Annotated in this window: 19 protein-coding genes and 1 pseudogene; 2 read left to right on the top strand and 18 right to left on the bottom strand. The window is 56.9% G+C overall.

Annotated elements, in window-relative coordinates; genetic code table 11:
• Nucleotides 1-3 precede the first annotated feature (3 nt).
• The 18 genes and pseudogenes from tssK to tssA form a co-directional block, all read right to left on the bottom strand.
• On the bottom strand, nt 4-1,344 hold the full coding sequence (gene tssK, locus AC2FF7_RS17940) for a type VI secretion system baseplate subunit TssK (protein ID WP_480869812.1): 1,341 nt from the start codon (nt 1,342-1,344) through the stop codon (nt 4-6).
• Nucleotides 1,345-1,380: 36 nt separating this feature from the next.
• Nucleotides 1,381-2,844: a type VI secretion system-associated FHA domain protein TagH gene (tagH, locus tag AC2FF7_RS17935; RefSeq protein ID WP_480869814.1), complete on the bottom strand. Its 1,464-nt coding sequence runs from the start codon at nt 2,842-2,844 to the stop codon at nt 1,381-1,383.
• A gap of 10 nt (nt 2,845-2,854) precedes the next feature.
• Nucleotides 2,855-3,160: a PAAR domain-containing protein gene (locus AC2FF7_RS17930; protein WP_170356385.1), complete on the bottom strand. Its 306-nt coding sequence runs from the start codon at nt 3,158-3,160 to the stop codon at nt 2,855-2,857.
• Between the two features lie 2 nt (nt 3,161-3,162).
• Nucleotides 3,163-3,753 (bottom strand): DUF6931 family protein, encoded by a 591-nt coding sequence (locus tag AC2FF7_RS17925; protein ID WP_170356384.1) that lies wholly within the window; start codon nt 3,751-3,753, stop codon nt 3,163-3,165.
• An 11-nt stretch (nt 3,754-3,764) separates the two neighbouring features.
• A complete protein-coding gene (locus AC2FF7_RS17920; RefSeq protein WP_496906074.1) occupies nt 3,765-5,894 on the bottom strand; it encodes a type VI secretion system Vgr family protein in 2,130 nt (709 codons plus the stop codon).
• A 34-nt stretch (nt 5,895-5,928) separates the two neighbouring features.
• A complete protein-coding gene (locus AC2FF7_RS17915; RefSeq protein WP_496906091.1) occupies nt 5,929-8,667 on the bottom strand; it encodes a type VI secretion system contractile sheath domain-containing protein in 2,739 nt (912 codons plus the stop codon).
• A gap of 594 nt (nt 8,668-9,261) precedes the next feature.
• A pseudogene (gene tssB / locus AC2FF7_RS17910) lies at nt 9,262-9,738 on the bottom strand (type VI secretion system contractile sheath small subunit); the annotation flags it as partial.
• Nucleotides 9,731-10,585: an ion transporter gene (locus AC2FF7_RS17905; RefSeq protein WP_170356381.1), complete on the bottom strand. Its 855-nt coding sequence runs from the start codon at nt 10,583-10,585 to the stop codon at nt 9,731-9,733. The gene AC2FF7_RS17905 and the pseudogene tssB (AC2FF7_RS17910), both read right to left, overlap by 8 nt.
• A 67-nt stretch (nt 10,586-10,652) precedes the next feature.
• Nucleotides 10,653-11,888, bottom strand: a complete 1,236-nt coding sequence (locus AC2FF7_RS17900) for a hypothetical protein (RefSeq protein ID WP_480869819.1) — start codon at nt 11,886-11,888, stop codon at nt 10,653-10,655.
• A 61-nt stretch (nt 11,889-11,949) separates the two neighbouring features.
• Nucleotides 11,950-14,667, bottom strand: coding sequence for a type VI secretion system ATPase TssH (tssH, locus tag AC2FF7_RS17895; RefSeq protein ID WP_496906090.1), 2,718 nt, complete (start codon nt 14,665-14,667; stop codon nt 11,950-11,952).
• A 5-nt stretch (nt 14,668-14,672) separates the two neighbouring features.
• Nucleotides 14,673-15,740, bottom strand: a complete 1,068-nt coding sequence (tssG, locus tag AC2FF7_RS17890) for a type VI secretion system baseplate subunit TssG (protein ID WP_496906073.1) — start codon at nt 15,738-15,740, stop codon at nt 14,673-14,675.
• Entirely contained in the window at nt 15,704-17,581 is a 1,878-nt protein-coding gene (tssF, locus tag AC2FF7_RS17885; protein WP_496906072.1) for a type VI secretion system baseplate subunit TssF, read from the bottom strand. Before tssF ends, tssG begins: the two co-directional genes overlap by 37 nt.
• Nucleotides 17,582-17,585: 4 nt before the next feature.
• The gene (gene tssE / locus AC2FF7_RS17880) at nt 17,586-18,080 is read right to left on the bottom strand and encodes a type VI secretion system baseplate subunit TssE (RefSeq protein ID WP_496906071.1); all 495 of its coding nucleotides are present in this window, start codon (nt 18,078-18,080) and stop codon (nt 17,586-17,588) included.
• A complete protein-coding gene (locus AC2FF7_RS17875) occupies nt 18,073-18,894 on the bottom strand; it encodes a type VI secretion system accessory protein TagJ (RefSeq protein ID WP_170356376.1) in 822 nt (273 codons plus the stop codon). Before AC2FF7_RS17875 ends, tssE begins: the two co-directional genes overlap by 8 nt.
• 79 nt (nt 18,895-18,973) lie before the next feature.
• Nucleotides 18,974-19,468 (bottom strand): Hcp family type VI secretion system effector, encoded by a 495-nt coding sequence (locus AC2FF7_RS17870; RefSeq protein WP_170755842.1) that lies wholly within the window; start codon nt 19,466-19,468, stop codon nt 18,974-18,976.
• A gap of 96 nt (nt 19,469-19,564) precedes the next feature.
• Nucleotides 19,565-21,061, bottom strand: coding sequence for a type VI secretion system contractile sheath large subunit (tssC, locus tag AC2FF7_RS17865; protein ID WP_170356374.1), 1,497 nt, complete (start codon nt 21,059-21,061; stop codon nt 19,565-19,567).
• 3 nt (nt 21,062-21,064) lie between these two features.
• A complete protein-coding gene (gene tssB / locus AC2FF7_RS17860) occupies nt 21,065-21,580 on the bottom strand; it encodes a type VI secretion system contractile sheath small subunit (RefSeq protein WP_170356373.1) in 516 nt (171 codons plus the stop codon).
• 67 nt (nt 21,581-21,647) lie between these two features.
• Nucleotides 21,648-22,694 carry a type VI secretion system protein TssA gene (gene tssA, locus AC2FF7_RS17855; protein WP_480869827.1) on the bottom strand — a complete coding sequence of 349 codons (1,047 nt, stop codon included), beginning with the start codon at nt 22,692-22,694 and terminating at the stop codon, nt 21,648-21,650.
• A 382-nt stretch (nt 22,695-23,076) separates the two neighbouring features.
• On the opposite strand from tssA, the gene AC2FF7_RS17850 reads away from it, so the two are divergent.
• Together AC2FF7_RS17850 and AC2FF7_RS17845 are read left to right on the top strand one after the other, a co-directional pair.
• Nucleotides 23,077-23,493 carry a hypothetical protein gene (locus AC2FF7_RS17850; protein ID WP_170356421.1) on the top strand — a complete coding sequence of 139 codons (417 nt, stop codon included), beginning with the start codon at nt 23,077-23,079 and terminating at the stop codon, nt 23,491-23,493.
• 3 nt (nt 23,494-23,496) lie between these two features.
• Nucleotides 23,497-24,117: a MotA/TolQ/ExbB proton channel family protein gene (locus tag AC2FF7_RS17845; protein ID WP_496906070.1), complete on the top strand. Its 621-nt coding sequence runs from the start codon at nt 23,497-23,499 to the stop codon at nt 24,115-24,117.
• Nucleotides 24,118-24,123: the final 6 nt, after the last annotated feature.

Below are 24,123 nucleotides of genomic sequence, written 5' to 3'. Positions count from 1 at the left end.
CGGCTACTGATTGCGGATCGCCCAAAGCTCCATCTGCAATCCGGGATATTGCCCCGACACATGCACCGCGATCCCGCCCGAAGTGGTCATCTTGCTCCAATACGGGCTGGCTGCGTCCAGTTCGAAATAGACCACGCCCGAATGGTACGGGATCTGGCGCGGCGCGACCGGCAGCGGGCGCAAAGTGATGCCCGGCAGGGCCGAGTTCACCAATTGGCGGATTTCCTCAACCGGGCCGGTCTTGGCCTGACCCGCGAAGTGCCGCCGCACGTCTTCGGCGGGGATATCCGCATTAACTGCCAGCACAAATCCGGCCGAGCCGATCAGCTTGCGATCAGCAATCACACCGACGCTGATGCCGTATTTGCGCGGCTCCAACGGGATCGAGATCGCCGTCTGCTCCAGCACCGAGCTGAGATATTGGCGCAGCACTCGGATCACCGGGGCAAAGCTTTCGGTCAGGTTGTCGTGCTGATAGGCGGGGAATTGCACGGCTTCTTTCTCGGCGCTCATGAACGTGGCCAATTCACCGGCAAGGGCTGCGCAAACGCGGTAGGCGTGTTCTGGATGCACGTTTTCGATATTGGCGAAATGACGCACCAGCGGCAGGTTGCGGTTGATCACCATCAACAGCAGGAAATCCGAAATCTCGGCAGCACCCTTGGCAGGTCCACCTTCGGACAGCCGCCCGGCTAATGCCTGCATCCGGTGCGACAGCATCCCCTCAAGCTCGTTCATGAACCCCGCCAATGCCGGGGCTGCGCGCACATCCAAGACCGAGGGCACAAAGCCGCGATCCAGGACAATCTCTTTGTCCGGACGCACTTCGATGATGCGGGCAATCGGAATGGCCAGCTTGTCGGCCAGATCGTCTACCGCCAGCGCAAATTGCAGCCGTAGCTTGCCAACGCCCAGCGTCACCGGCTTTTTCTGCTGGCTCATCACGTCGGTGATTTCCTGTTCGGCGGGACGCAGGCGGCTGACGGATTGTTCCGCCCCGCTCAGATCCACCTCAGACGCGCCTTGCCGCCGCTGCGGTACGGTCAGGTAAACAACGCAATCCTTGATCGTTTCGGGCACTTCCAAAGCGGGCGGATGGTCTTCGGCTTGCGGTACGCGAAACACCTGCCCGTCCGGCGTCAGCCCTGAACAGGATTTAAGCGCAATTTGCCCGACCTTGAGCACTTCGTCATCCAGCTCAAACGCACTCAGCCCCCAGGCATAGGGTGTCACCCGGCGCGCAAGCCCGGCCACCAGCGCCTCTGTATACCGGTCGGCCTGCTGGAAATGGTGGGGCTGCAAAAACAACCCTTCGGTCCAAAGCACCTTGCTGTCCCAGGACAATGGCTGCCCTCCCTTTTTATTGCGCCCGATGGGGCGTTACTTCAGCTTTTCCAGCTGTTCCTTATACGCACGCGCGAATTCCCGGCTGAAGAGATCGTGAAAATCATTCTCGGCCTGATCCGAAATTTCCGCATACATCTTTTCATACACTTCCCAATATTGGGCCTTCTTACCCTTGAAAAGTGACCCAAGTTTGCCGGAGCCTTCGATTTTCCCGGCCAGCACCTCGGGGTCGAGCCGCGACAAAACGCCTTTGAGCGCGGCCTCCATGCCTGTGACCATGGCAACTTCATGGGCCTTGATATCGTTCAACGCCTCGGCGGTGGCCTCCTCAGAAGCGAGGTAGCCTTTGACCCGCGGTTTCACCAACGCCTCGATCGCCTGTTCGGCGCTGATCGAGAATTTTAGTGGGTTGTTTCCGCCTGCGCTGATCATCGTCTGGTCAATGCGGAATTCAGACTTGATCGAGGTACGCGTCATCAGAATTTCGCGCAGACCCGTGATCATTGCCCGTAACACGCGCCCCATCCGGCCCATCGTGGCGGGCAGATCGGCGTCGTCGATGCGCAGATCGTCCACCTCAAGCGCCTCAAGCAGCGCGCGGGCGGCGGATTGATCGCCGCTTGAAGCAGCAGGCGCAGGCGTTTCGACCACTGTGGGCTCATTCGCAGGCTCGGGCGCAGGCGTCGGAGCCACAGGTTCCGACGGCGGAGGTGGGGCCGCACGCCCGCCCGGTGTTGGCTTGGCCGGTGGAGCGGCCGGTTCCGGCGGTGACGCAGCAAACGGGTCCGAAGAGGACGGCTCTTGCGGCGACAGGAAATCGTCATCCCAATCGTCGGGGATCAGGTTCGCGCCGCCGCCACTGGCGGGTGCTGAAAACGCATCCGTGGCCGAGGGGTTGTGCATGGGGTCGCTCGCCCCCAAGCCCTGATGCGCATCGGCAGGTTTGGCAAAGAACGGGTCATCATCACCGAGCGGTGGCAGCAGTCCGTCCATGGGATCAGGCGTTGCGATCTGACCCGGTCCTTTAGGGGCTTCACCGCCCAGCAGGTCATCCAGAAAATCCCCTCCCGGCGAGGACGCGTCCAGCAAATCCAGCGGGTCCGGCGCGTTTTGCGACTGTCCGGGCGAGACATTGCCCTGCTGCATCGGCTGCGGGATCATCTCTTCGAACGAGGGTAAATCGGCGCCGATCTCGACCACCATCTCATAACCGCCCGCCGTCAACACATCGCCATTGTTCAGCGGTGTCGGCGTTCGACCCAAAGCAATCTTTGAATAGTTCAGAAAGGTCCCGTTGGTCGACAGGTCCACGATCACCACGTTGCCATTGTGATCCTCGATCACGAAATGGTTCTTGCTGAGCGTCCGCTCGGGGTCGGGCAGTACAAGATCATTGGCCGGACCACGCCCTACGGTCAGCGATCCCCCCTGCATCGACACAGGACGCCCGTCGCCCGGCACAATGCCGGTGGATTGGAATTTGATCGTGACCGTCATTCTTCTGTCTTCATCCTCCGACCAGCACGGTAAATTCACCTTTGACGATAGGTCCGCCACAGGCGCAGGTATCCATCACCCGCGCAGCTGGCATCTTGCCAATCAGTACCGTCGCCGAGCCTTTGATGATCGGGTGCGGAAAGGCGGGTGTGGCCATGTCAAAAATGCGAGCGGCAGGCATCTTGCCCACCAACACTGTGGGGCAGCAGGGCGGCAGGATCGGCATCGGCGCAGGCACCGGCGCGGGGGGCGCAGGCGGCGGGGCCAGAAACGTACAGGTGTGTAGATCCGCGACGCGGGCTTGTGGAAATCCCATGTCTATTCCTTCGCCTCGAGATTGCCGTTTCCACCACGAGCGATATCAAGGCCACGGTCGATCAGCAATTGCACATAGGCGTCGAAATCGCCATCATGATAGCCCATCGCTGTGACATTCATCGCAAATGCCAGCGCTTCGGCTGCGCCATGCGGGGCCGGCATCGACGCAAGCTCGCCCGTGCCAAGCGTGCCGTCGGCATAGAGCACGCCCATGGCGCAATTTATGGTCTCATCATCGGGCTCGGCCAGATCAATCGTATGCTCGGCCTTTTCGCGATTTTCCTGCGTCGGGCGAAACACCCAAGCCTCAGAGGCCGCCAGAGATGGCGTGTTGTGATCGGGCGCGGCTCCGATATAGTCACGCGCAGCCAGGCACGACCACCAGACCCGTTCGCGCGGCGGTAGAGCCACGCCCAGCAATCGCAACATGTCAATCGGTGCGCCTTTTTCTTCAAGCTCGGCCAGAACAACGTCCAGAGGCGCACTGGCCGGTGCATCCAGCTTGGTGCCCAGCCGCGCATTGGCATCCGCCAACATCCGGGCGGCAGGCATCTGGGGTGTCTTGGTCAAATTGGCAAATCGTTCGCTCATCCGTTCGCCCCTTAGTTAATCATCGTCACGCCACCCTTAAGGGTCAGCATAGCATCGCCACTGACCGTCGTCAGTGGGCTTTTTGCGTCCATCTTGGCGGTCGCCTGCACATTGATCATTGTGCTTTTGATCGTCACCGAGGTCGGATCCAGCTTAATTGACGAGGTCCCGACTTTCAGCTCGATTGACTGCATGGCTGTCATGGTGATCTTGCCCGCCTTGGCATCGACCTGAATGTTCCCCAGTTTCACAGTCGTCGTTTTGTTACCGGAATCGACCGACGTGACCATGTTGCCTTGCTTGATCGTTTCGGTGTCGTTGCCGGTAACGGTACGGGTGGATTTGCCCTCGATCGTTTCAGTCTGGTCAGTCTTGATGCTGACCTTCTGGCTGCCGGTTTCAATCGTGAAGGTATGATCCCCTTCCTTGATCGTTTCATTCACGTCTTTCTTCACCACCTGGCTCAGGCAACCGTCGCCGCCGTTGCCGCCCGTGTCCAGCTTGTCGTAGCCTATCGTGACCGTGGACTTGTTCTTGACCAGCTTCTCATGATCCTTCTGCGCCTGAAAGCGCACCAGTTCCGCATCCTTTTTGTCTTCGAACATCAGTTCGTTAAATGTGTCGGGTTTGCCTTTCTCGGACGACCGGGTCCTGATCCCGGACTGCGTCTGGTTTGCCGGCAGATCATAGGGCGGCATCGTTTCGGCGTTATACAACATACCAGTGCAGATGGGTCTGTCGGGATCGCCCTCTTCAAACTGGATGACGACCTCTTGCCCGATCCGGGGGATATGGATCATGCCCCAGTTCTTACCGGACCACGGGGTGACAACACGCACCCAGCAAGACGTCTTCTCATCCTTCTTGCCCGCACGATCCCAATGGAACTGTACTTTAATCCGGCCATATTTGTCGGTGTAGATTTCCTTGCCCGAAGGGCCGGTGACGATGGCCGTGTGAAGCCCTGCAATCTCGGGCCAGGGCGTGGTACGGGCGTTGCGATACTGGACCTTCTTGGGCTGAACGTCGAATTCAACCATATACATTTCGCTATTGTCTTCGGGAAATTCCAACGCGCCTGTATCCAGGTCTTTGGAGTTCTTTTCAAAACCGTAGCCTTCGGTCGTCTGTAGATAGAAGGTAGCCGCAGTGACCAGATATTCCTGGTTCTGATCTTTGTCGGGATGTTCCTTCAGAGTGAAGGTCTTGCCCACCTCCATCGCCCGGACCGAGGCACGGCCCCGGCGGCGGTCATATTCGGTTTCTTCAGCCTCCATCCGAACCTGCGCGCGGGGCTTGCCCTTGTTGGCGTCAATGTAGTGACCGGGCGTGTCATACAGCTCGTACTTGTTGTGCTTGTGATCGGGCGAGAGGGTGGTTTTCGACACCGAGGCCATTTTGGCACTGGGTGTCTCAAAATTGAAATCTCCTAAAGCAACGACACCGGGAACGATTTGCTGCGCGCTGGCCCATTCGGTCACGCTGTCGGGCAGGCGCTGTTCATAATCGTCGCCCGCCCGGTAAAACAGGTCCGACTTTCCGGTCAGCGGCGTGTGCCCCGACAGCCCGTCACACAGGACCAACGTTTCATATTTGTTATTCGCCTTCGCATAGTCGAAGAAGTAATAGATGCCCTCTTCCTGCATCAAGCGTGAGACAAAGTCGAAATCGGTTTCCCGGTACTGAACGCAATATTCCCGCTGTTCATAGGTTCCGCTCAGCTTCTTCTGGAAATCCGAGAACCCGTGCGCTTTGAAAACGTCCTCGATGATCTTGTCGACCGTCATGTTCTGGAAGATGCGGCTGTTGGTGGTCTGTTGCAGCATCCAAAACCACGGGCGCAGCTCGGCCAGCAGATGCACGAACCCGTCCCGCAGCGCCAGCCGTTCAACGCGCACAATCGTACCCGTGAACTTGCGTTCTTCCCCCTCGGCCGCAGCCATATGGATAGTAAGAATTTTACCCAGCAGCTCTTCCAGCTTGATGGTTTTGTCGGGCGACAGCATCTCGACCTGGATCTCAGTCAGTTCACCCATCTTCTCGGTGATGATCGCGCGACGAATGACAAGCTCGTCTTCCTTATATTTGTAACTGCCCGTGATCCGAAGCGGCCATTCCTTGCTTTGCAGACTGTCAGACATTTCCTAATCCTTCCAAATCGCGTTGGATACGCCGTTACAGATCAGCCAATAATGCGGCCAATTCCGGGTCCATTTCGTCGTCATCCTCGTCTTCTTCCGCATCGTCATCGAAGGAAGCAAGGAAATCATCCAAATCGTCCGAGTCACCAGAACCGGTATCGTCCTCTAGCCCCAGATCATCCAGATCAAAGTCATCCTCGACTATCGTTTCATCAGACTCTGGGTCATCGGGTTCGGGCGCATCAGGTATATCCGGCGAAGGCGCCGGGGCGGGAACACCGGACCACGGCCCCAGAATCTCTTGCCCGGCGACCGAGTTGAACGAGCCCAGCCGGATCTCATCCCGTCCCTTGACGGACAGCACCGGCATATAGCCCCGCTGAACCGAGTGTTCGTGCTTGTCCATTGTCAGGTTGCGTTCGGTACAGGGCAGCGCCACCTGGTCACCGTATCGGTCTAGGACGAAATGATAGGGCACCCCACCAAGGCTCATAACGGACCCCAGATTCATAGCCTTGCCATTTTGCTTAAAGGACTGTGCCAACAGGATTGTCACCAACACCGCCGGATTGGCCCACAGCATCCCACGCAGACCTTCAGCTTCGGTGAATTCCTCGAAGTCGAACTCATATATCGGCTCTGACTTGGCCCCATAGGGCCGTCGCAGCATAAAGCGGGGTGAGGCAAGCCCGACATGCCCGGCCTCGGGCATCGCGCGGAACGTATCCCAGGCTTTAACCACCAGCGGGTGGCGATCCTCTTTCTTGATGTCCAGATAGGCGGGGGTGATCGCGCTAATGAAAGGCGCATCCACATGGGCCGCGACCCGGCCAATACGTCCCAGCAACTCGGCATGGGGCGGGGTTTCCTCAAACGTATAAAGCCCGATCAGGGCGGAATAGCCGCCGCGCCCGTTTTCCTCATCCAAGGGTTCCTCGGTCAGAAGACGGACCAACCCAGTCTGGGCCAGATCCTCTTCCGACGCCAGATCGGCCGCAATCTCCTCGGCCGAAACATCATAGAGGATCACGTCCAGCGTATCGTCATCCTCAACGCTGCGCGCGATCAGGTCCAGACTGCGCCACTGCGCCTCGATCGACTGGAATTCGGGATGATGCAGAACCATGCGCATCGCCGTACTCAGCGCCTCATCCACCGCTGTTTTCATCGCCGCAACGTCCGGGCTGGGCAATTTGCGAATATGCGGCCCGACCACCCGTTTCAGTAGATCATCCACCGGAGAAGGCTGCGCCAGCTCTCCGCTCGTATCTCCGATCAGCTTCTGAAAATCACTGAGTTTCAGATCAGCCCGCACGGTATTTCCACCCGACGTTTTGCGCGGCGGAACCACGGCCTGCCCGAATTCCTTGCCCCATGCGGTCAACTGCTTCGCCGCATGTTCGGCGGTTGCCCCGGCGCCGAGCTGGCCTTTCAGGCCCGACAGCCCTTCAAACAGCGCGACCTTTTCATACAGCTCGTCGGGGTGCAGATCGTCCAGTTCGGTCAGCTTGACCTCAATCCCCGCGCCGTCCTTACCGATGGGCAGAACCAAGTTGGTGGCAAAGCTTGAGATCACATCTTCGACTGTATCGGCGTCCAGCAGGATCGGCGCGCGCGCAGCCAGCGCATCGCCAGTTTCCATCTGCCCCCGCGCCGCACGGCCCGAGAAATCACCGAAGATGGCAATGCGGAACCGGCTGCGTTTCAACTGTTCCGGCTCGGGCCGGTCGGCGCTCATGCGGCCAAAGGCCAGCACCGGTTCGCCATCCGTCTTGACCTCTTGGTAAACGGATGCGTCATCCAATTCGTCATCGCCTGAAAGCAAGTCATCCAAATCGGCATCGCCCTGTTCTTCGGATTCGGATACGTCATCCAAATCCCCCAACAGGTCGTCCAGATCCAGATCATCCAGGTCAACTTCGCTGCTTTCCTCGGTTCCAGTCTCGTCTTCTGCCAACAAGCTGTCCAAATCGAGGTCATCCAAGTCGGGCTCTTGCGCCTCGCCGTCGCGTTCGGTGTCATCAGCGCTCAAATCGCCCAGAAGATCATCCAGGTCCATGTCGTCCGCGCTGTCCGGCTCAGTAGCGGTTTCAGCCAAATCGTTCAGCAGCGCGTCAAGATCATCGTCATCCTCTGCGTCCTCATCCGGGGCAGCGTCGGCAAGATCGCCGAGAACGTCATCTAAACTGTCTGCGTCCTCATCCTCGTCAATGTCAGGCAGTGACGCCAGGACGTCATCGGTGTCATCACTTGCGTCAACCTGCTCAGAGGGAGCCTCGGCAAGATCAGCCAAAAGGTCATCAAGATCAGAGTCCTCATCGTCAAACTCGGCCACATCGGGCAACGACGCCAGAGCCTCTGCCGCAGAGCTTTCGTCAGACGTGTCCTCATCGGGAGCCATGTCAGCAAGATCGCCCAGCAAGTCATCTAAACTGGTGTCTTCCGGATCGTCATCAGGAACTGCATCGGCCAAATCGGACAGAATATCGTCACTGTCATCGGAAACCTCGACTTCAGCCACATCGGGCAACGACGCCAAAGCCTCTGCCGCAGAGCTTTCGTCGGACGTGTCCTCATCAGGAGCCATGTCAGCAAGATCGCCCAGCAAGTCATCTAAACTGGTGTCTTCCGGATCGTCATCAGGAACTGCATCGGCCAAATCGGACAGAACATCGTCACTGTCATCGGCATCCGCGACATCCGCCACATCGGGCAATGACGCCAGAGCCTCTGCCGCAGAACTTTCGTCGGCTGTGTCCTCATCAGGAGCCATGTCGGCCAGATCGCCCAGCAAATCATCCAAACTGGTGTCCAACGCCTCATCCTCTGGCGCCGCATCGGCGAGGTTTGACAAGACATCCGAGTGATCGGCCGCACTTGTGTCTTCGACCTCAGGCAACGACGATAATGCGTCCTCGAGAGCATCACGTTCTGTAACTTCTTCCGGTGCGCGATCCGCCAGATCAGACAAAACACCTGTGGTATCATCCTCGGCGTCTTCATGTGTCACCTCAGGAACCGAAGACAAGGCCTCTTCGACCGACCGATCCTGTTGTGCGTCGACAGGAGCGGATTCCGCCAAATCTGAAAGCACATCCGCAAACTCATCCTGCGGAGTGTCAGTATCGACAGTTTCGGGCAAAGAAGCTAAGGCGTCATCCACAGACCTGTCTTCCGGTGCGTCTTGCGGCGCAGCAGCGGAAAGATTTGATAAGACATCTGACGTGTCATATGTGGGCTCTTCAATTTCAGCGTCGGGCAGAGAGGCCAAAGCATCGGCGACCGAGCGATCATCAGGAGCTTCCTCTGGCGCCATTTCGCGCAGGGCATCGAGTGTTGTCTGTGTATCTTGCTGATCAACCTGACTACTGGCCAACGTTGCCAACAACGCAGGATCAGCCAAGATCTTCTCGATCAGCGCCTCTGCACCTGCCTTGCCATCCATATACGCCATAAGAGTAGCCAACTGCGTTCGTGCATCCAGCAGCTTCTGCAATGGCTCGATCTTGGCGGCGATCTGGGCCGGGTTGAAATCGTCCATTTTCTCGAATGTCAGATCGACCGACAGGTTGCCCTCGCCGGTCAGCGTGTTCGGCACCGCGAATTCGACGCGCGGGGCCATCGCCTTCATGCGGTCGTCGAAATTGTCGACGTCAATCTCAAGAAACTTGCGGTCGGAAATCGACGGGGTCTCGGCGTTGGATTTTCCTGACAGGTCGCTGAGCACGCCCATCACAAATGGAAGTTGGACCTTTTTTTCGGCCCCGTACAATTCCACGTCATATTCGATCTGAACGCGCGGCGCCCGGTTACGCGCAATGAACTTTTGCGAGTTGTCAGCCATTGCCTTGTCCTTTCAATTCCGCGACCTCGCGGCGGAGGGCTTTAACCTCGACCATAAGCTCCATCACGTGTTCGTCCACGATATCCGTTTCACTGCGAACAAGGTCCCGAAGGTGCGAAAACTCTTCCACTGACTCGTCTTCAACCGCCGACTGCATCGTGTTGACCAGTAGGCCAATGAACAGGTTCAATACCGAAAAGGCAGTTATGACGATGAAGGGGACAAAGAATATCCAGGCCGTCGGATGCACGTCCATCACCGGACGTACGATGCCCATCGACCAGCTTTCCAGCGTCATGACCTGGAACAGCGTGTAAAGCGACCGGCCCAGCGTGCCGAACCAATCGGGGAAGTCTGGGCCGTACATCAGCGTGGCCATGACGGCAAAGACATAGAACACGATCGAGATCATGATGATCACCGCGCCCATCCCCGGCAGCGCGTCCAGCAGCGCCTGCACCACCGACCGCATCTGCGGAATGACTGACAGCAATCGCATCGCGCGAATAACACGCAACCCCCGAAGCGCCGACAACCCATCACGGTTAGGCAGCAGGCCAAGCGTTACAACCACAAGATCGAAAATATTCCAGGCGTTATTAAAGAAACTCAGACGGTAAGCGTAGAATTTGAGCAGCAATTCCGCCACAAAAATTCCCAGCACGACAGTGTCGATAACCCGAAGGACATGGCCAACATTGGCCTGAACCGAAGGTGAGGTGGACAGTCCCAACGTGATTGCGTTGAAAATGATCACACCCAGAATTGTGTTGGTTACCGCCTTGCGTTCGACGAACGCGCGCACGGTTTCGCGGAGCGTTTCGCTCTTCTCGATACCGTCTTCCACCCTTGCCTCCTGTCGTCTTGCTGGTGCCGAGCGCTCGTGTGATGCGCCCGGCCTTTTTAGATGTCGATCATCCTACAGCATCACTGATATTGTCGATCATACCTTTCACGGTCTTGATGTTGGTGAACATGTTCTTGGCTTCTGTCGCGATCGTTTTCTTGTCCAGCGCCTTGATCTTGTCGATGATCGCTGTGTCATCCACCTTTAGTCCGTTACCTTCCATCAGAGTGTTCATTTCGGTCAGGAAACTTTCCCGATCTTCCAGCTTTTTCGACAATTCACTGGCCGAACGTTTAACATTCATACACTCCGCGCCCAGTTTGATGCCTTCTTTCAGGGTTTTCGAACCTCGGGCAGCCTTCATAAGCTTGTCTGCAGATGCGCCCAGGTCATCAACTTTATGCCGCGTCTTCGTCGTGTGTTCGCGATATTTCTCTCTGGCTTTCTTGGCGTCATCCGCCTTGCCTTTGACTGCCTTGGCCGCAAAATCCAGCATGTTCTTTGCGATTGTCTTGGGGTCTTTGCCTTTGGTGACTTCCTCACCCATCGCCACCGCTTTAGCGGTGAACTTCTTAATCGCTTCCAGAGGCTTTTTCACGGAAATACCCGAAGTATCCGTAATGCCCTGACGCTCTGCCGCCTGCATGATGACGCTTTCGCGCAGCTTCATGTAGTTCTGGATAGCCTTGTACAGATCCTTACGCAGTTTTTCCTCGCCCTTCAGCTGTTGCTGAAGTTCTTTGCCCAGAGAATAGACCTGCTTGGCGATGGTCTTATACGCCATCGCATCCGCGCCTGAAGTTGCGACCAAACGCGCGACGGCTCCGCTGATCTTGACCACACCCATGGTCACTTTGACCGTGGTTTTGACGCGCGCTTCTTTCAGCAGCTTGTCTTTGTTGGCCTCATCTTTCAGCTTTTTTTCGATCGCCACCTGGGCCGCGCTTTCGGCGGAAGCCATGGCATTCTTGATGGACTGGTTGACGCCTTGAATTAGCTTTTCAGCTTCAGCCTGGGACTTTTTCCCAGGCGTCTTCATCAATTCGCCGACCTTCTTGTCCAGCTTGATAGCTTCTTGAGTGATGGTCTTTTCGTAATCATCCAGCACTTGCCGGCCGGCGTCTTCCAAACGTTTCAACGCCGTCGAGGGCACCGGATCGGGTTTCTTGAGCTTGCCCGATTTCGTGATTTCAAACGCCACATCGACCCGGTATTTCGGGATTTCGATGTATTCCAGCTTGGGCTTCGATCGGATCAGATCAACGACGTAAAACTTATGTTTGGTGACTGTTGTCTTTGCCATCTAGGGGGTCCTCCACTGGCGAAATTCTATTGGTTTGTGATCCGTCAAAGCGCGGTCTCGCTCAGTCAAATCCATAAGTGAAGTCGCCGTCTGTGACATTGATCACGACTTTGCTAACTTCTTGGCCATCCATCATTCTTTTCAGGAATTCAGCCGAGATATCGGGCAGCATCGTGTTGGTCACAATCGCGTCGATCATACGCCCTCCGCTATCCAATTCCTGACAGCGGTTGACGATCTCTTCGACCACCGCATCCGTGTACTCGAACGGCACACCATGCGCCTCTTGCACGCGTTTCTTAATGCGGCCCAGTTGCAGCTTGGTGATCTCGCCCAGCATATCGGGGCTGAGCGGATAATATGGGATCGTCACCAGACGTCCCAGCAGCGCAGGTGGGAACACTTTCAGCAGCGGGTCGCGCAGCGCCTTAGCCATGCCTTCGGGTTCCGGCATCAGGTCGGGATCGGCGCACATATCCATGATCATTTCGGTGCCGACATTCGAGGTCAGCAGGATCAGCGTGTTCTTGAAGTCGATCACGCGGCCTTCGCCATCCTCCATCACGCCCTTATCGAAGACCTGAAAGAAGATTTCGTGTACGTCGGGGTGGGCCTTTTCAACCTCATCCAACAGCACAACGGAATACGGCTTGCGCCGCACCGCCTCGGTCAAAACACCGCCCTCGCCATAGCCGACATAACCCGGAGGCGCGCCTTTCAGGCTGCTGACCGTATGGGCCTCCTGATATTCGGACATGTTGATGGTGATGACGTTCTGTTCACCACCGTAAAGCACCTCGGCCAGCGCCAACGCGGTTTCGGTTTTACCGACGCCCGAGGTACCTGCGAGCATAAAGACACCGATGGGCTTGTTGGGATTGTCGAGCCCCGCGCGGCTGGTCTGCACACGCTTAGCGATCATCTTCATCGCGTGGTCCTGACCGATGACGCGTTGGGCCAGACGGGTTTCAAGGTTCAGGATCGTTTCAATCTCATCCTTGACCATTCGACCCACAGGGATGCCAGTCCAATCACCAACGACACTCGCCACCGCCTGATGATCAACGATGGGCAAGATCAGGGGGCTGTCGCCCTGCAGTTCTTCCAACTCGTTGTTCTTGGCTTTTAGCTCCGCCAGCAGCGCATCGCGGTCGATGGATTGTGCATCCGGCGCTTCTTCGGTCGCGGCTTCGCCCTCTGCGGTGCCGGTGCCTTCGACCTCCTGCCCGCCTGCGCGCAGCTTAGCTCGCAGGTCGAGGATTTCCTCGACCACTTTCTTCTCAGCCTCCCAACGCCCGTTGAGTTCGGCCAACCGCGCCTCTTCCGCCTCTTTCGCAACATTCACCGCCTCGCGCCGGTCGGCCACGTCATATCCGGCGGTTTCATCCCGTTCGATGATCTCCAACTCGGTGGTCAGGGCCTCAATCCGGCGTTGGCTATCATCCACCTCGGCCGGCACCGCGTGCTGAGACACCGCGACACGCGCACAAGCCGTATCCAGCAGGCTGACCGATTTGTCCGGCATCTGCCGTGCGGGGATATAGCGGGCGGAAAGCGAAACGGCCGCTTCGATCCCCTCATCCAACACCTGCACACGGTGGTGTTTTTCCAGCATCGAGGCAATTCCCCGCATCATCAGAACCGCCTTGGGGATATCGGGCTCTTCGACGTGTACAACTTGGAATCGCCGGGTCAGAGCCGGGTCTTTTTCGATGTATTTCTTGTATTCAGCCCATGTGGTCGCGCCAATGGTGCGCAGCGTACCGCGCGCCAGTGCCGGTTTCAGCAGGTTGGCCGCGTCGCCAGTTCCTGCGGCACCCCCTGCCCCGACTAAAGTGTGGGTTTCATCGACAAACATCACGATGGGCGTCGGGCTGGCCTGAACCTCGTCAATCACCTGACGCAGACGGTTTTCAAACTCGCCTTTCATGGAGGCACCGGCCTGTAATAGGCCCACATCCAGCACCAACAGGCGTACATCTTTCAACGCGGGCGGCACGTCGCCGCGCGCAATCCGCAGAGCGAACCCTTCGACCACGGCGGTCTTACCTACTCCAGCCTCACCCGTCAGGATCGGGTTGTTCTGACGGCGGCGCATCAGCACATCGACGATCTGTCGAATTTCTTCGTCACGACCCACGATCGGATCAATCTCACCGTTGCGAGCCTGTTCGGTCAGGTCGGTGCAGAACTGCTCCAGCGCCTCACCCTTGCCCATGGCACCGGGGGCCATCGCGCCGCTGGCCTCGCCCGGCTCGGCCCCGCCACCGACGTTTGAACCATCCTGCGCGCCCAGCGTGTCCTCGGGCGAGCCATCGGTGGCTTCGGCAAACTTGTCGGCCAGATCATCGGCACCGATCTTGGCCAGTTCTGGCGACATGCTGGCCAGAATGTTGCGCAACGCAGGCGTCTTCAGCATACCAAGGATCAGATAGCCGGTGCGCACCTTGCTGTCGGAATACAGAAGCGAGCCCCAGACCCAGCCGCGCTCCATCGCGTCCATCAGATGATCGCTTAGGTCCGAGATCGAGGACGCCCCACGCGGCAACATATCCAGCGAACGGGTTAGTTCGGACGCGATCTTGCCGGGGTCCAAATCATAGTGCTGGATGATGCGGTGAATATCACTGTCCTGACCGTTCAGGATCTGGTGCAGCCAGTGCTGGATTTCGACATAAGGGTTGCCCCGCATCTTGCAGAACACGGTGGCCCCTTCGATCGCCTGATAGCCCAGCTTGTTCAGCTTGCCGAACAGCGACACGCGGCTGATTTCCGTCATCTTCATTACCTCTCGTTATGGACCGGTTCAGCGGCCTCAAATTCTTGGTTCATATATCCGGCGTAGAGGATCAGATCGTCGACATCCGGACGCATTTCATCCGGGTCGTCGCGGGTTCTGATCCAGCTTGTATGGCCCAGCTGCGTTGTACCGCCTAGCGAGGCGCGTGGGACTTCGTCACCGGCCAACACCAGATTGACCTCCCAATCCAGTGTATCTCCGACATACGTGCGAAGAATGGACTCGAGCCGTTTTTGCGATAAACCTCCGGGCAGAAGGCGTTTGTAATCCTCGAAAGAGACCGGCCCCAGTCGGATGCGAAACTTGGCAGAGCGCGACCAGACCCGGTTGCCAATACTTGTGGACTGCCCCAAACGCGCGGGTCCACCCAACTGCCATGTATCGTCGGGTTCAAGTTCAAGCCAGCTGCCGACGAATTGCTGCACATGAGCCTCGACGCCGAAATAATCAGACAGAATCGCGATAAGCCCTTCGACGGTCTTGGTTCCTGATCCCAGATGTCCGGCGAAAAACCGACGCAACATGTCAGGCATTTCGTCCCGGTCATCGAACCCGTCTCCCTTGAACCCGGCCAAAGCGGCAACGCGTTGTTCGAAGGGATCATCCCCACGGTCAAAACTGGGGGCTGGTTCAGCGGCCGACCATGCCCGGTAAAGCAAACTCATCATTCGATGTGTCAGCATGTCGGTAAAGGCGACAAAGGTCGGATCTCGGTGGTTACGCAACCGGTCTCGAGCGAATTCCGTCAGATGCAGCGGTAAAGGCCCTTGCGGGCCGAAATAGCCAAAAAACAAATTGCTCAGCTTACCGGGTGCGCCGTCCGTTGCCGGTTCGAACCGGGTCAGCGTGGTGGGCGGAAAGGCCAACGACACGTCCTGACCCAGTCGCACCTTGTCTTCGTGCGGACGGCGGGATTCACCCAGACGCGGCGCGTCGGCGTAATGCGCCTCGATCACGCGAAGCGCCTGAAAGACGTGATGCCTTTCAGGATGTGCCGCCAGAGCGGCAAGCAGGTTCAAATGACCCTGCCCATGCCCGCCGCTGGTCGCCATCTGGCAATCTCTCCTCGCCTTTCGGTCTTAAGAACAGTTTCCGTAAAGCTGTTGATGGTTGTGTACTTTCGAAAAAACCGTTCCAGTACCGCACCCAGAACATAAACACTGGTGCCCTCATAAAAGCTTTCGTCAAAGCCCAATGTGATCTCGAGCCCGCGAACGGCGGTGCTGAGAACTTCGTCGCTCATGCGCCGTACAATCGGACGGCTGCTAACGGAAACAACACCTTCTAGTTGCTTTTCCGTCACGCGGTTGCCCAGAGGGGCGTAAATTCCCAACAATTCGCGCAGCGCCCCAGCGCCGCCTTCCTTGCCGTCGCCGGCGATGGACAAGTAGTTCAGGCTCAGATGGCTGATCAGTTTCCAGGCCGCATCGCCTTGTGCCAGCGTTGCATGAGGGCGTGTGGGCGTCACCGGAGTGCGCACGGATTTGACTGGGCCCCCTTCGGGCAAGTGGAAAACATCCGCGCCTCCTGCTGCCAGAAGCATGGGAAGATCGCGGTTCGAACACAAAGCCTCGACCGCCAACTGATCCAGCGTTCCCGGATAAGGTGCTTCGGCCCGGTCTACCAGAGACAGATACACCTCGGATCCAAGATACGAGGTGCGCACGCCGCGCAGACGTTCTTTTTCATTGCGCTGACGCATACGGCGTTTGATCGTGTAGTAGGCCGAATGATTATCGCCCGCAGCCGTCAGATCAGTTTCGCTGTAGAAGGCACGAAACGGGATGTCCCCTTCCTCGTCAGACTGAATTCCAGTTACCCGGTCTATCGCGAAAATCTCAAAGTCCAGCCCTGCTGTTCGGTTAGGAACGACGTGATGTTCGATATCCATTTGGGTAATGTGCACCCGGTCGCATCTGCGACGGAACAAGTTGACGGCAGGAACAGCATTCAACGCGAACGCTGCAGGTGCGACCGCCGGAGCAACATCACGCATCCCGTCGCGCAACAGAACGTAGATGTCGACATCGGTACCCGTTGATTGCCGCAACGCTGGCTGCAACTCTGTCAGCTCTACGAACAGAAACCGTTCAGGCATTGAAAAATATTCTTGAAGCAACCGGTAGCCATCAAAGGATTGGCGCGGCGTCGGCAATAGGGCCTCTTCCCGTTCAAACCCTTTGGGAACCGCATCCGCTCCAGTCAAGCGGACGGTCCAGTCAGCACGTCGATCCGTCGACCGTCCTGTCAAACCGACACATTGTGTCGCCAGAAGTTCGTGCAGCGCCCAAGCTTTGCCGCTTTGAGTGTCCAGATGTAGTACAAGCCTGTCCAAGGCCAGCTCTGACATGGGCTCGCCATCGGTCCGATTGAGACGAAGCCTTATACCAGCCCGTGCGTCAGTTTCTTTTGCGACCCCTGCTGCGACCAGTTCACCTCGACCGTCGATATACTCGGCCTCGGTAATCTCGATGGGCCACAGCGTCATATCGGCTGAGGTCGTGAACTCACAAGCTGTCTGTTCGCCTTCGGCCAAATGCGAACGCAGCGTCGTACCACGGGGAATTTCATAACCTTCTTTTAGCGCAGCGTTGCCAATGTCAGGCTCGAATTGGGCAATCATCATCGAGGGCGTAGGGGCCAGATAATGCGGATACACGATTTCGAGAAGGTTCGAGGTAAAGGCCGGGAACTGCATGTCCAGTTCCAACTGAACCCGGGCCGCCAGAAAGGCGCTGCCTTCCAGCAACCGTTCTACATAGGGGTCGACGACCTCAATCCCCTCCATGCCCAGACGCGACGCAATCTTGGGGTAAGCGGCCGCAAACTCGGCCCCCATTTCGCGCAGAAAGGCCAGTTCGGTTTCGTACTGCTTAAGCAACCGGGTGTCCATTACGTCAACTCCGCTCGATTGCGACTTCGCCGGTCGTTATATCTACACGGCTGCGCAAATAGAGTTCCAAGGGCATCGGTTGCGCCCACATGACGGCACGGATGTCATATTCAACATGCATTTCACCCGAGCCCTTTTCAGAACGCAAATCCACTGCAACTGAACCCTTAACGATCCGTGGCTCAAAAACCTCGATGGAGTCGGAAATCGAACGCTGAATACGTTGCGCTTGCCGCAATGTGGAAAAGGCGCCCGACGTCTCGCGAATGCCATAGTTGAGGACAGATTTCGACGCGTGCGGGTAAACGTCTTCATCGATAAGATCGGACTGATCAGTGGTGTTAAGAAGCAAGGACAAATCGCGCTGGATGATTTCCCTAAGCCTTCCGACGTCGATCACACGTGCGTGGCGACCCTCTTTTTGCTGGTCCGGCGCATCGTCCGTCAGCCGATCAAGAAGCGAAGGCTGCAGGCGTTCGGCAAGGGTCTTCTCAGCCATCTCCTGCCGTTTCCCCGGCCTCGGTGGCCACGTTCAGTACCAGTTCGCGCACATCCAACAAGGCGACATCGGATTGATCTGTTGTCAGCAGACGCTGACCCACGCCCACAAATGTATCAGAGCCCGCATCCATCCAACTTGTCGCCCGCGCCAAACGTGCTGCATCATCACCCTGCTGGGTTGTACCGGGATACCGTGTCGGGATCAGCGCAGCGACTTCTCCGCCGCTGGCGACAGTCAATGTGCACGCCGTCCAGACGGCATCGCGCAGATCACTGGGGGCTTCGATCTCTAACCGGGCAATTTGAGAAAACGGGAGCCAGAAATAACGACCGTTTACAATAACTTCCAGAACCGGACCCAGACGCATATCTGCATCAGCGATCCATTCAAATGCCTCACCGTTGACAGTTCCCGAAGTTGCAGGGGCTGCATCAAAGGCTTTCGCCCGCATTTCGGCAGCTTGCTCGAAATTACCTCCGGCCGTCAGTTTCTGCGCTTCGATCAGGTGGGCCAGCCACTCTTCGGGCTCGCCGAAAACCATGGGTGTCTTTTCGGCTGCAAAGACCTTTTCACGGTACACTTCGCAGATGATCGCCTCGCGGTAGGTCTTGGCCATCATCGTGGCCGCCTCATCCATTTCGGCGCTCAGTTTCAACTGCGTGATTGCGCGTTTCCAGTCGCCCATAACGCACAAAAGCTGAAACAGGAAAATCCGCAGTTTGGCATCTGCGGGATTGGCGCGGATTTTGTCTTGCAGCGCAGTAAGCGTGGCAGTCAGATCGCCTGTTCTTAGATGGTCTTCCGGCGTCATGCGGGCCTCGCGTCGTCAGGATAATAATTACAGAGGGCTTGGGCGACATGCGCCGCCAAAGCCCGGATCGTGGTGAAAATCAGCTGACGTCGCCGGTTTCCAAGTTCCACTTGAACTCGTTGCAATCGCTGAGCTTGCCGGTTTTGAAATCTGCGATCTTGTACTTGATCGAGATACCGCGATAGGCGACGGTCCAGTTTTCCGACGGGATTGTTTCCTCACCACCCGTAACCGAGTAGCTGTCCACAATGGCGTCCCGCAGAGTGAAAATCAGATAAGGCTCCATGCCTTTCTTTTCGTCATCGCCCGAGCGGCACAGGTGAATGGTCATTTCACCATTGGCTTTGCCCGATGCAGCATAAGTCATCAACTTGGCAGACGCTTTGCTGAGTTCGGTTTGCAGAGAAACCTTGCCGAAGTTTGCATTCGCATAGCCGCGTTGGGTGGTGCCCATGTCGCCCATGTCCAATGTGCGCGAAACTTCCCAGCTGACCTCTTTACAAGCGATCCAGTCAGTGTGCTGTTTTTCGCGGGCTTCACCCGGGAAGTCCATTTTGATAAAGATGTTTTCCATTTTCGTTTCCTTTGGAGATTAGAGATAGCACTGAGATATTTGAGGTTTGGATCGGCGGCAGTGAAGCACTTCACTCGCCGCCGATCTTTCTCAATTTTAGCCAGCTTTTTCAGACGGTAGCTTGGATACCAGTCGAAGGGATACGGACAGACCTTCCAGCTGGTAATGGGGACGCAAGAAGAACTTGGAAGTGTAATATCCGGGGTTTCCTTCGACGTCTTCGACCACAACCTCGGCCGAGGCCAGTGGCTTGCGCGCCTTCTCGGCTTCGGCGGAAATGTCGGCGTTGAAGTCAACATATTGGTTGATCCAGTCCTGCAACCAGCTTTCCATGTCCTGACGGCTTTTGAACGACCCGACTTTGTCGCGCACCATACATTTCAGGTAATGCGCAAAACGGCAGGTCGCGAACAAATACGGCAGGCGCGCGGCAAGGTTTGCGTTGGCGCTTGCATCCGGATCATCGTATTCCGCAGGCTTGTGCAGCGATTGCGCGCCGATAAACGTCGCCGAGTCGCTGTTCTTACGGTGGATCAGGGGCATCATGCCGTTTTTGGCCAGCTCAGCCTCGCGCCGGTCCGAGATTGCAATCTCGGTCGGGCATTTCATGTCTACGCCGCCATCGTCGGTCGGGAAAGTATGCGCGGGTAGGCCTTCGACCGTACCACCGCTTTCCACACCGCGAATCCGCGAGCACCAGCCATATTCCTTAAACGAGCGATTGATGTTAACCGCCATGCCATAGGCCGCGTTCACCCAGCTATAGCTGTCGCTGTTGGCACCGCTTGTGTCTTCCTCAAACGCAAATGCTTCGACCGGTTCGGTTTTAGAACCGTAAGGCAAACGCCCCAAGAAGCGCGGCATCGCCAGACCGACATATTTGGAATCTTCGCTTTCTCGCAAGGAACGCCATGCGGCGTATTCCGGCGTCTGGAAGATCTTGGTCAGATCGCGCGGGTTGGCCAGTTCCGACCAGCTGTCCATCTGGAACAGGCTGGGCTTGGCCCCGGTGATCAAAGGCGCATGGGCTGCGGCAGCAATCTTCGACATCTCGCCCAGCAGCTCAATATCCTGTGGGCTGTGGTCGAAATGGTAATCCGCCACCAGCGAGCCATAGGGTTCGCCCCCGAACTGGCCGAATTCTTCTTCATAGAGTTTCTTGAAGATCGGCGACTGATCCCATGCGGTACCTTTGAACTTGCGCAGGGTCTTGTGCATGTCTTTCTTCGAGATGTTCATCACGCGGATTTTCAGCATCTCGTCGGTTTCGGTGTTGTTCACCAGATAATGCAGGCCGCGCCACGCGCTTTCCATCTGTTGGAATTCTTCGTGGTGCAAGATCAGGTTGACCTGTTCGGTCAGTTTCTTGTCGATCTCGGCAATGATACCTTCGATCGAGCGCAAAGCGTCATCCGAAATCAGGCCGGTATTGGCCAGCGCCTGCTCGGCCAGCGTCTTAACCGCGCTTTCCACAGCGGTTTTCGCCTGATCCGATTTTGGACGGAATTCCTTGGTCAGCAGCGCTTCGAATTCTGAGGATCCAAACGCTGTTGCGCCTTCGGCGGCTTCTACATTGGCTTCTTGATCGGCCATCTTTTATTCCTCCTCGGCAGCATCGCCGCCCGGTTTGGGCTGGGCTGCAAGTGTTTTCAGCAGGCTGGGGTCCTGCATGATTTTCGAAATCAGATCCTCGGCCCCGGTTTTGCCATCCATGTACGTCATCAGGTTGGACAGCTGCGTCCGCGCATCCAGCAGCTCTTTCAGCGGAGCAACCTTGGCGGCGATAGCAGCAGGGCTGAAATCGTCCATACTTTCGAAAGTGATATCCACCGCCAAATTACCTTCACCGGTCAGGGTGTTCGGCACGGTAAACGCTGCACGCGGCGCCATCGACTTCATCCGGTCATCGAAATTGTCGACGTCGATCTCCAGGAATTTCCGGTCAGCGACGGCAGGCTGTTCCACCTCAGACTTACCGGCCAAATCGCTCATGACGCCCATAACGAAGGGCAGCTGCACCTTTTTCTCGGCTCCGTAAAGCTCCACATCATATTCGATCTGAACCCTCGGAGCCCTGTTCCGGGCTATGAATTTTTGTGAACTGTCAGCCATCTGTTGCTCCTCGATTCATCCGTCAGTTTTTTGTTTCGGTCCCCGCCCCGGCGCTGCCGGGCGCGGATTAAAATCCATCGTCATCATCATCTTTCAGGCCACCAATCTGGCGTACTTCGTCCAGGCCTTCCTTGGCCATGTCTTCGATGATCGTAAGAAAGTCGGCATTGACCAAGCGCTTGGCCCGCTCCAGCAAAATGGGAAGCGGGCTGGATGGCTCGCACCGCGCATAGTAGTCCATAATGCGATCCAGCATCCGGGTCACATCGTCGGGCGAATTGATCGCACCACCGCCCGCAGGTGCAGGCGCTGCCGCACCACCAGTCGGGGCCGCAGAAGGCGCTGAAACGCTTGCATCTACCATGTCATCGGCAGAAACCTCACCAACATCGGCATATTGGGCCAGTGCTTGCTTGATGCTCTTGAGCCCCACAATCAAAGGATCCAGATCGGGGCCTTCGCCTGGCGTCTTGTCCGAGAACACAGCGTCAATCGCGCTGACATCCTCTAGCGCTGACGAAACCGCATCGGCATTTGCAGACAGCACCTCGTCATCGGTGTCTTTGAAGGCTGCAGCAACGCTGTTGGCGTCCGGGATGTCGTCCAGATCGGCGGGCATATTGATCCGACCATCCACAACGTCCAAGTGACGCAGAGTCATGCGCCCAAACATACGGCTGTCCGTCAGACCCGTGCGACGCAGCGCTTTTACCATGCGATCCGACGAAGCCAGACCACGCACCGCGTTGATCCGCATTGTCGCATCGCCATCATCTTCGTCCAGCTCGGGGTGACATGTCTCCCAGAAATCTTCGAGCAGGGATTTGATATAATTCAGAGAGGTCGCAAATGCAGGCAGGCCCTTGGTGTGCAATACGGCCTCGGCCAGATAAACTGCGGCACGCAGGTCATGGCTTTGCTCCATGATCGCCAGCGCTTTGGACTCGACATCGCCCCAATCCTGTTCTTCGGCAGCGACGACCTCGTCACCCATTTGCCGTTCTTCGCCGGGCTGCGCGGCTATTTCCAGATCGGTAAACGCCGGATCATATTCCAGGTTTTCGCCGCTCGGCTGGTCCTCGTTTCTGGGCTCCAGATAAGACGATAAATTCATACTCTCCCCAATAACGTGGCGGTTGAGAACCGCTTTTTCGTTTGTTGGCACCGCTTAACGTGATGTTCCCGACTACCAATATGAACTATTTCACAGAGTGACAAAACTTGCACACATTTCACGTTTTAAGCCCAGTCATTGTGTTGAATCAGCCGCACACCCGGCACAAAGTCAAACCTTAAAAATACGTTTTTTTTACGACATTGCTTGGCCGCTACGGTGGGCAACAGCGATTTTTCTTTTGCCTGACGGATTTAGATGTAGTTGCAATGTATTTTTTTCTTCTTGCCTGCGGTTCAATGCTGCAATGATTGCTCAAAGTCGGACGAAGCGGTGTTTCGGAACTACGGCGCAAGCCCGCCAATCGGGAATGGGGAGAAGAATGAGAACAAGACTTATTGCAGCCATCGCGCTTTCATGTGCAGCTTTAATGGCCCAGGCGGACGAAAGCAGGCTTTCAATCGAGCTTAACAAATTCGAACCCGGCGAAGCAGGAGGCTGCCGCGCATTTTTCCTTTTTCGCAATCAGACAGACAACAGTTTCGAAGAATTTGAAATGTCGCTCGCGATCCTTGACAAAGATGGGGTGATCGACCGGCTTCTGTCGATTGACGCCGCCCCTCTGCCCGTTCAGCGGACCACTCTGAAACTGTTCGAAATCCCCGAAATTGAGTGCTCGGATATTTCTGAAATTCTGCTGCACGACCTGCCTGCATGCAAACCGCAGAATTCCGACCCTGTCGATTGCTTCCCGCTTCTGGCGCTGGACAGCAAGACCGCTGCCAATCTGGCGCAATAAGTCATGCCGGGCTTGGAAAACTTGGGCACCGGAGGCCCAATCATCGCCATTCTGGGGCTGCTATCCCTGCTGTCTCTGACCATAATCGTCGTCAAAGTGATCAAACTGGCCCCTGTCAATTCGGGCGGACCAGTAAGGGACGCAGCTTTTGTACAATGGTCCAAGGGCGAACGGCAAGCAGCGCAGCAGGCTGCCGCCGCGGGCAAATCCCCAGCGGACCGGGTGTGTGCCTACGCGATGCAGGGGCTTATCGACGGCTTCAAAGGCCCCGCCTTAATGGCCGAGCTGACACGGCGCGGCAATTTGGAATTTGCCACAATGATCAGCTGGATTCGCGTGCTGGAATTGATTGCAATGATCTCACCCCTGCTGGGTTTGCTGGGTACAGTGACCGGAATGATCCAGTCTTTTCAAGAGCTCGAGCTGGCACAGGGCGCTGCAAATGCCTCGGTTCTGGCAGGTGGTATATGGCAAGCACTTTTGACGACTGCAGCAGGGTTGGTGGTCGCCATTCCAGCCGCGATTGGGGCTTCATTACTATCAGGTCGGGCCGAAGCCGGCGCACAATCCATCGAGAACGCAGTGGGCCAACTCATGGTATTGGAGGAGCGCGGCGCGCATTAGGAAGAT

The sequence above is a fragment of the Ruegeria sp. YTSC325 genome, assembly GCF_059609525.1.
The sequence above is the reverse complement of the archived record's forward strand: the minus strand, read 5'-3'. Positions and strand labels throughout refer to the sequence as shown.

Coding starts and splice junctions, on each gene's coding strand:
- tagH (WP_480869814.1), bottom strand. CDS start 2,844: ATGACGGTCACGATCAAATTCCAATCCACCGGCATTGTGCCGGGCGAC.
- AC2FF7_RS17930 (WP_170356385.1), bottom strand. CDS start 3,160: ATGGGATTTCCACAAGCCCGCGTCGCGGATCTACACACCTGTACGTTT.
- AC2FF7_RS17925 (WP_170356384.1), bottom strand. CDS start 3,753: ATGAGCGAACGATTTGCCAATTTGACCAAGACACCCCAGATGCCTGCC.
- AC2FF7_RS17920 (WP_496906074.1), bottom strand. CDS start 5,894: ATGTCTGACAGTCTGCAAAGCAAGGAATGGCCGCTTCGGATCACGGGC.
- AC2FF7_RS17915 (WP_496906091.1), bottom strand. CDS start 8,667: ATGGCTCCTGATGAGGACACAGCCGACGAAAGTTCTGCGGCAGAGGCT.
- AC2FF7_RS17900 (WP_480869819.1), bottom strand. CDS start 11,888: ATGGCAAAGACAACAGTCACCAAACATAAGTTTTACGTCGTTGATCTG.
- tssH (WP_496906090.1), bottom strand. CDS start 14,667: ATGACGGAAATCAGCCGCGTGTCGCTGTTCGGCAAGCTGAACAAGCTG.
- tssG (WP_496906073.1), bottom strand. CDS start 15,740: ATGGCGACCAGCGGCGGGCATGGGCAGGGTCATTTGAACCTGCTTGCC.
- tssF (WP_496906072.1), bottom strand. CDS start 17,581: ATGGACACCCGGTTGCTTAAGCAGTACGAAACCGAACTGGCCTTTCTG.
- tssE (WP_496906071.1), bottom strand. CDS start 18,080: ATGGCTGAGAAGACCCTTGCCGAACGCCTGCAGCCTTCGCTTCTTGAT.
- AC2FF7_RS17875 (WP_170356376.1), bottom strand. CDS start 18,894: ATGACGCCGGAAGACCATCTAAGAACAGGCGATCTGACTGCCACGCTT.
- AC2FF7_RS17870 (WP_170755842.1), bottom strand. CDS start 19,468: ATGGAAAACATCTTTATCAAAATGGACTTCCCGGGTGAAGCCCGCGAA.
- tssC (WP_170356374.1), bottom strand. CDS start 21,061: ATGGCCGATCAAGAAGCCAATGTAGAAGCCGCCGAAGGCGCAACAGCG.
- tssB (WP_170356373.1), bottom strand. CDS start 21,580: ATGGCTGACAGTTCACAAAAATTCATAGCCCGGAACAGGGCTCCGAGG.
- tssA (WP_480869827.1), bottom strand. CDS start 22,694: ATGAATTTATCGTCTTATCTGGAGCCCAGAAACGAGGACCAGCCGAGC.
- AC2FF7_RS17850 (WP_170356421.1), top strand. CDS start 23,077: ATGAGAACAAGACTTATTGCAGCCATCGCGCTTTCATGTGCAGCTTTA.
- AC2FF7_RS17845 (WP_496906070.1), top strand. CDS start 23,497: ATGCCGGGCTTGGAAAACTTGGGCACCGGAGGCCCAATCATCGCCATT.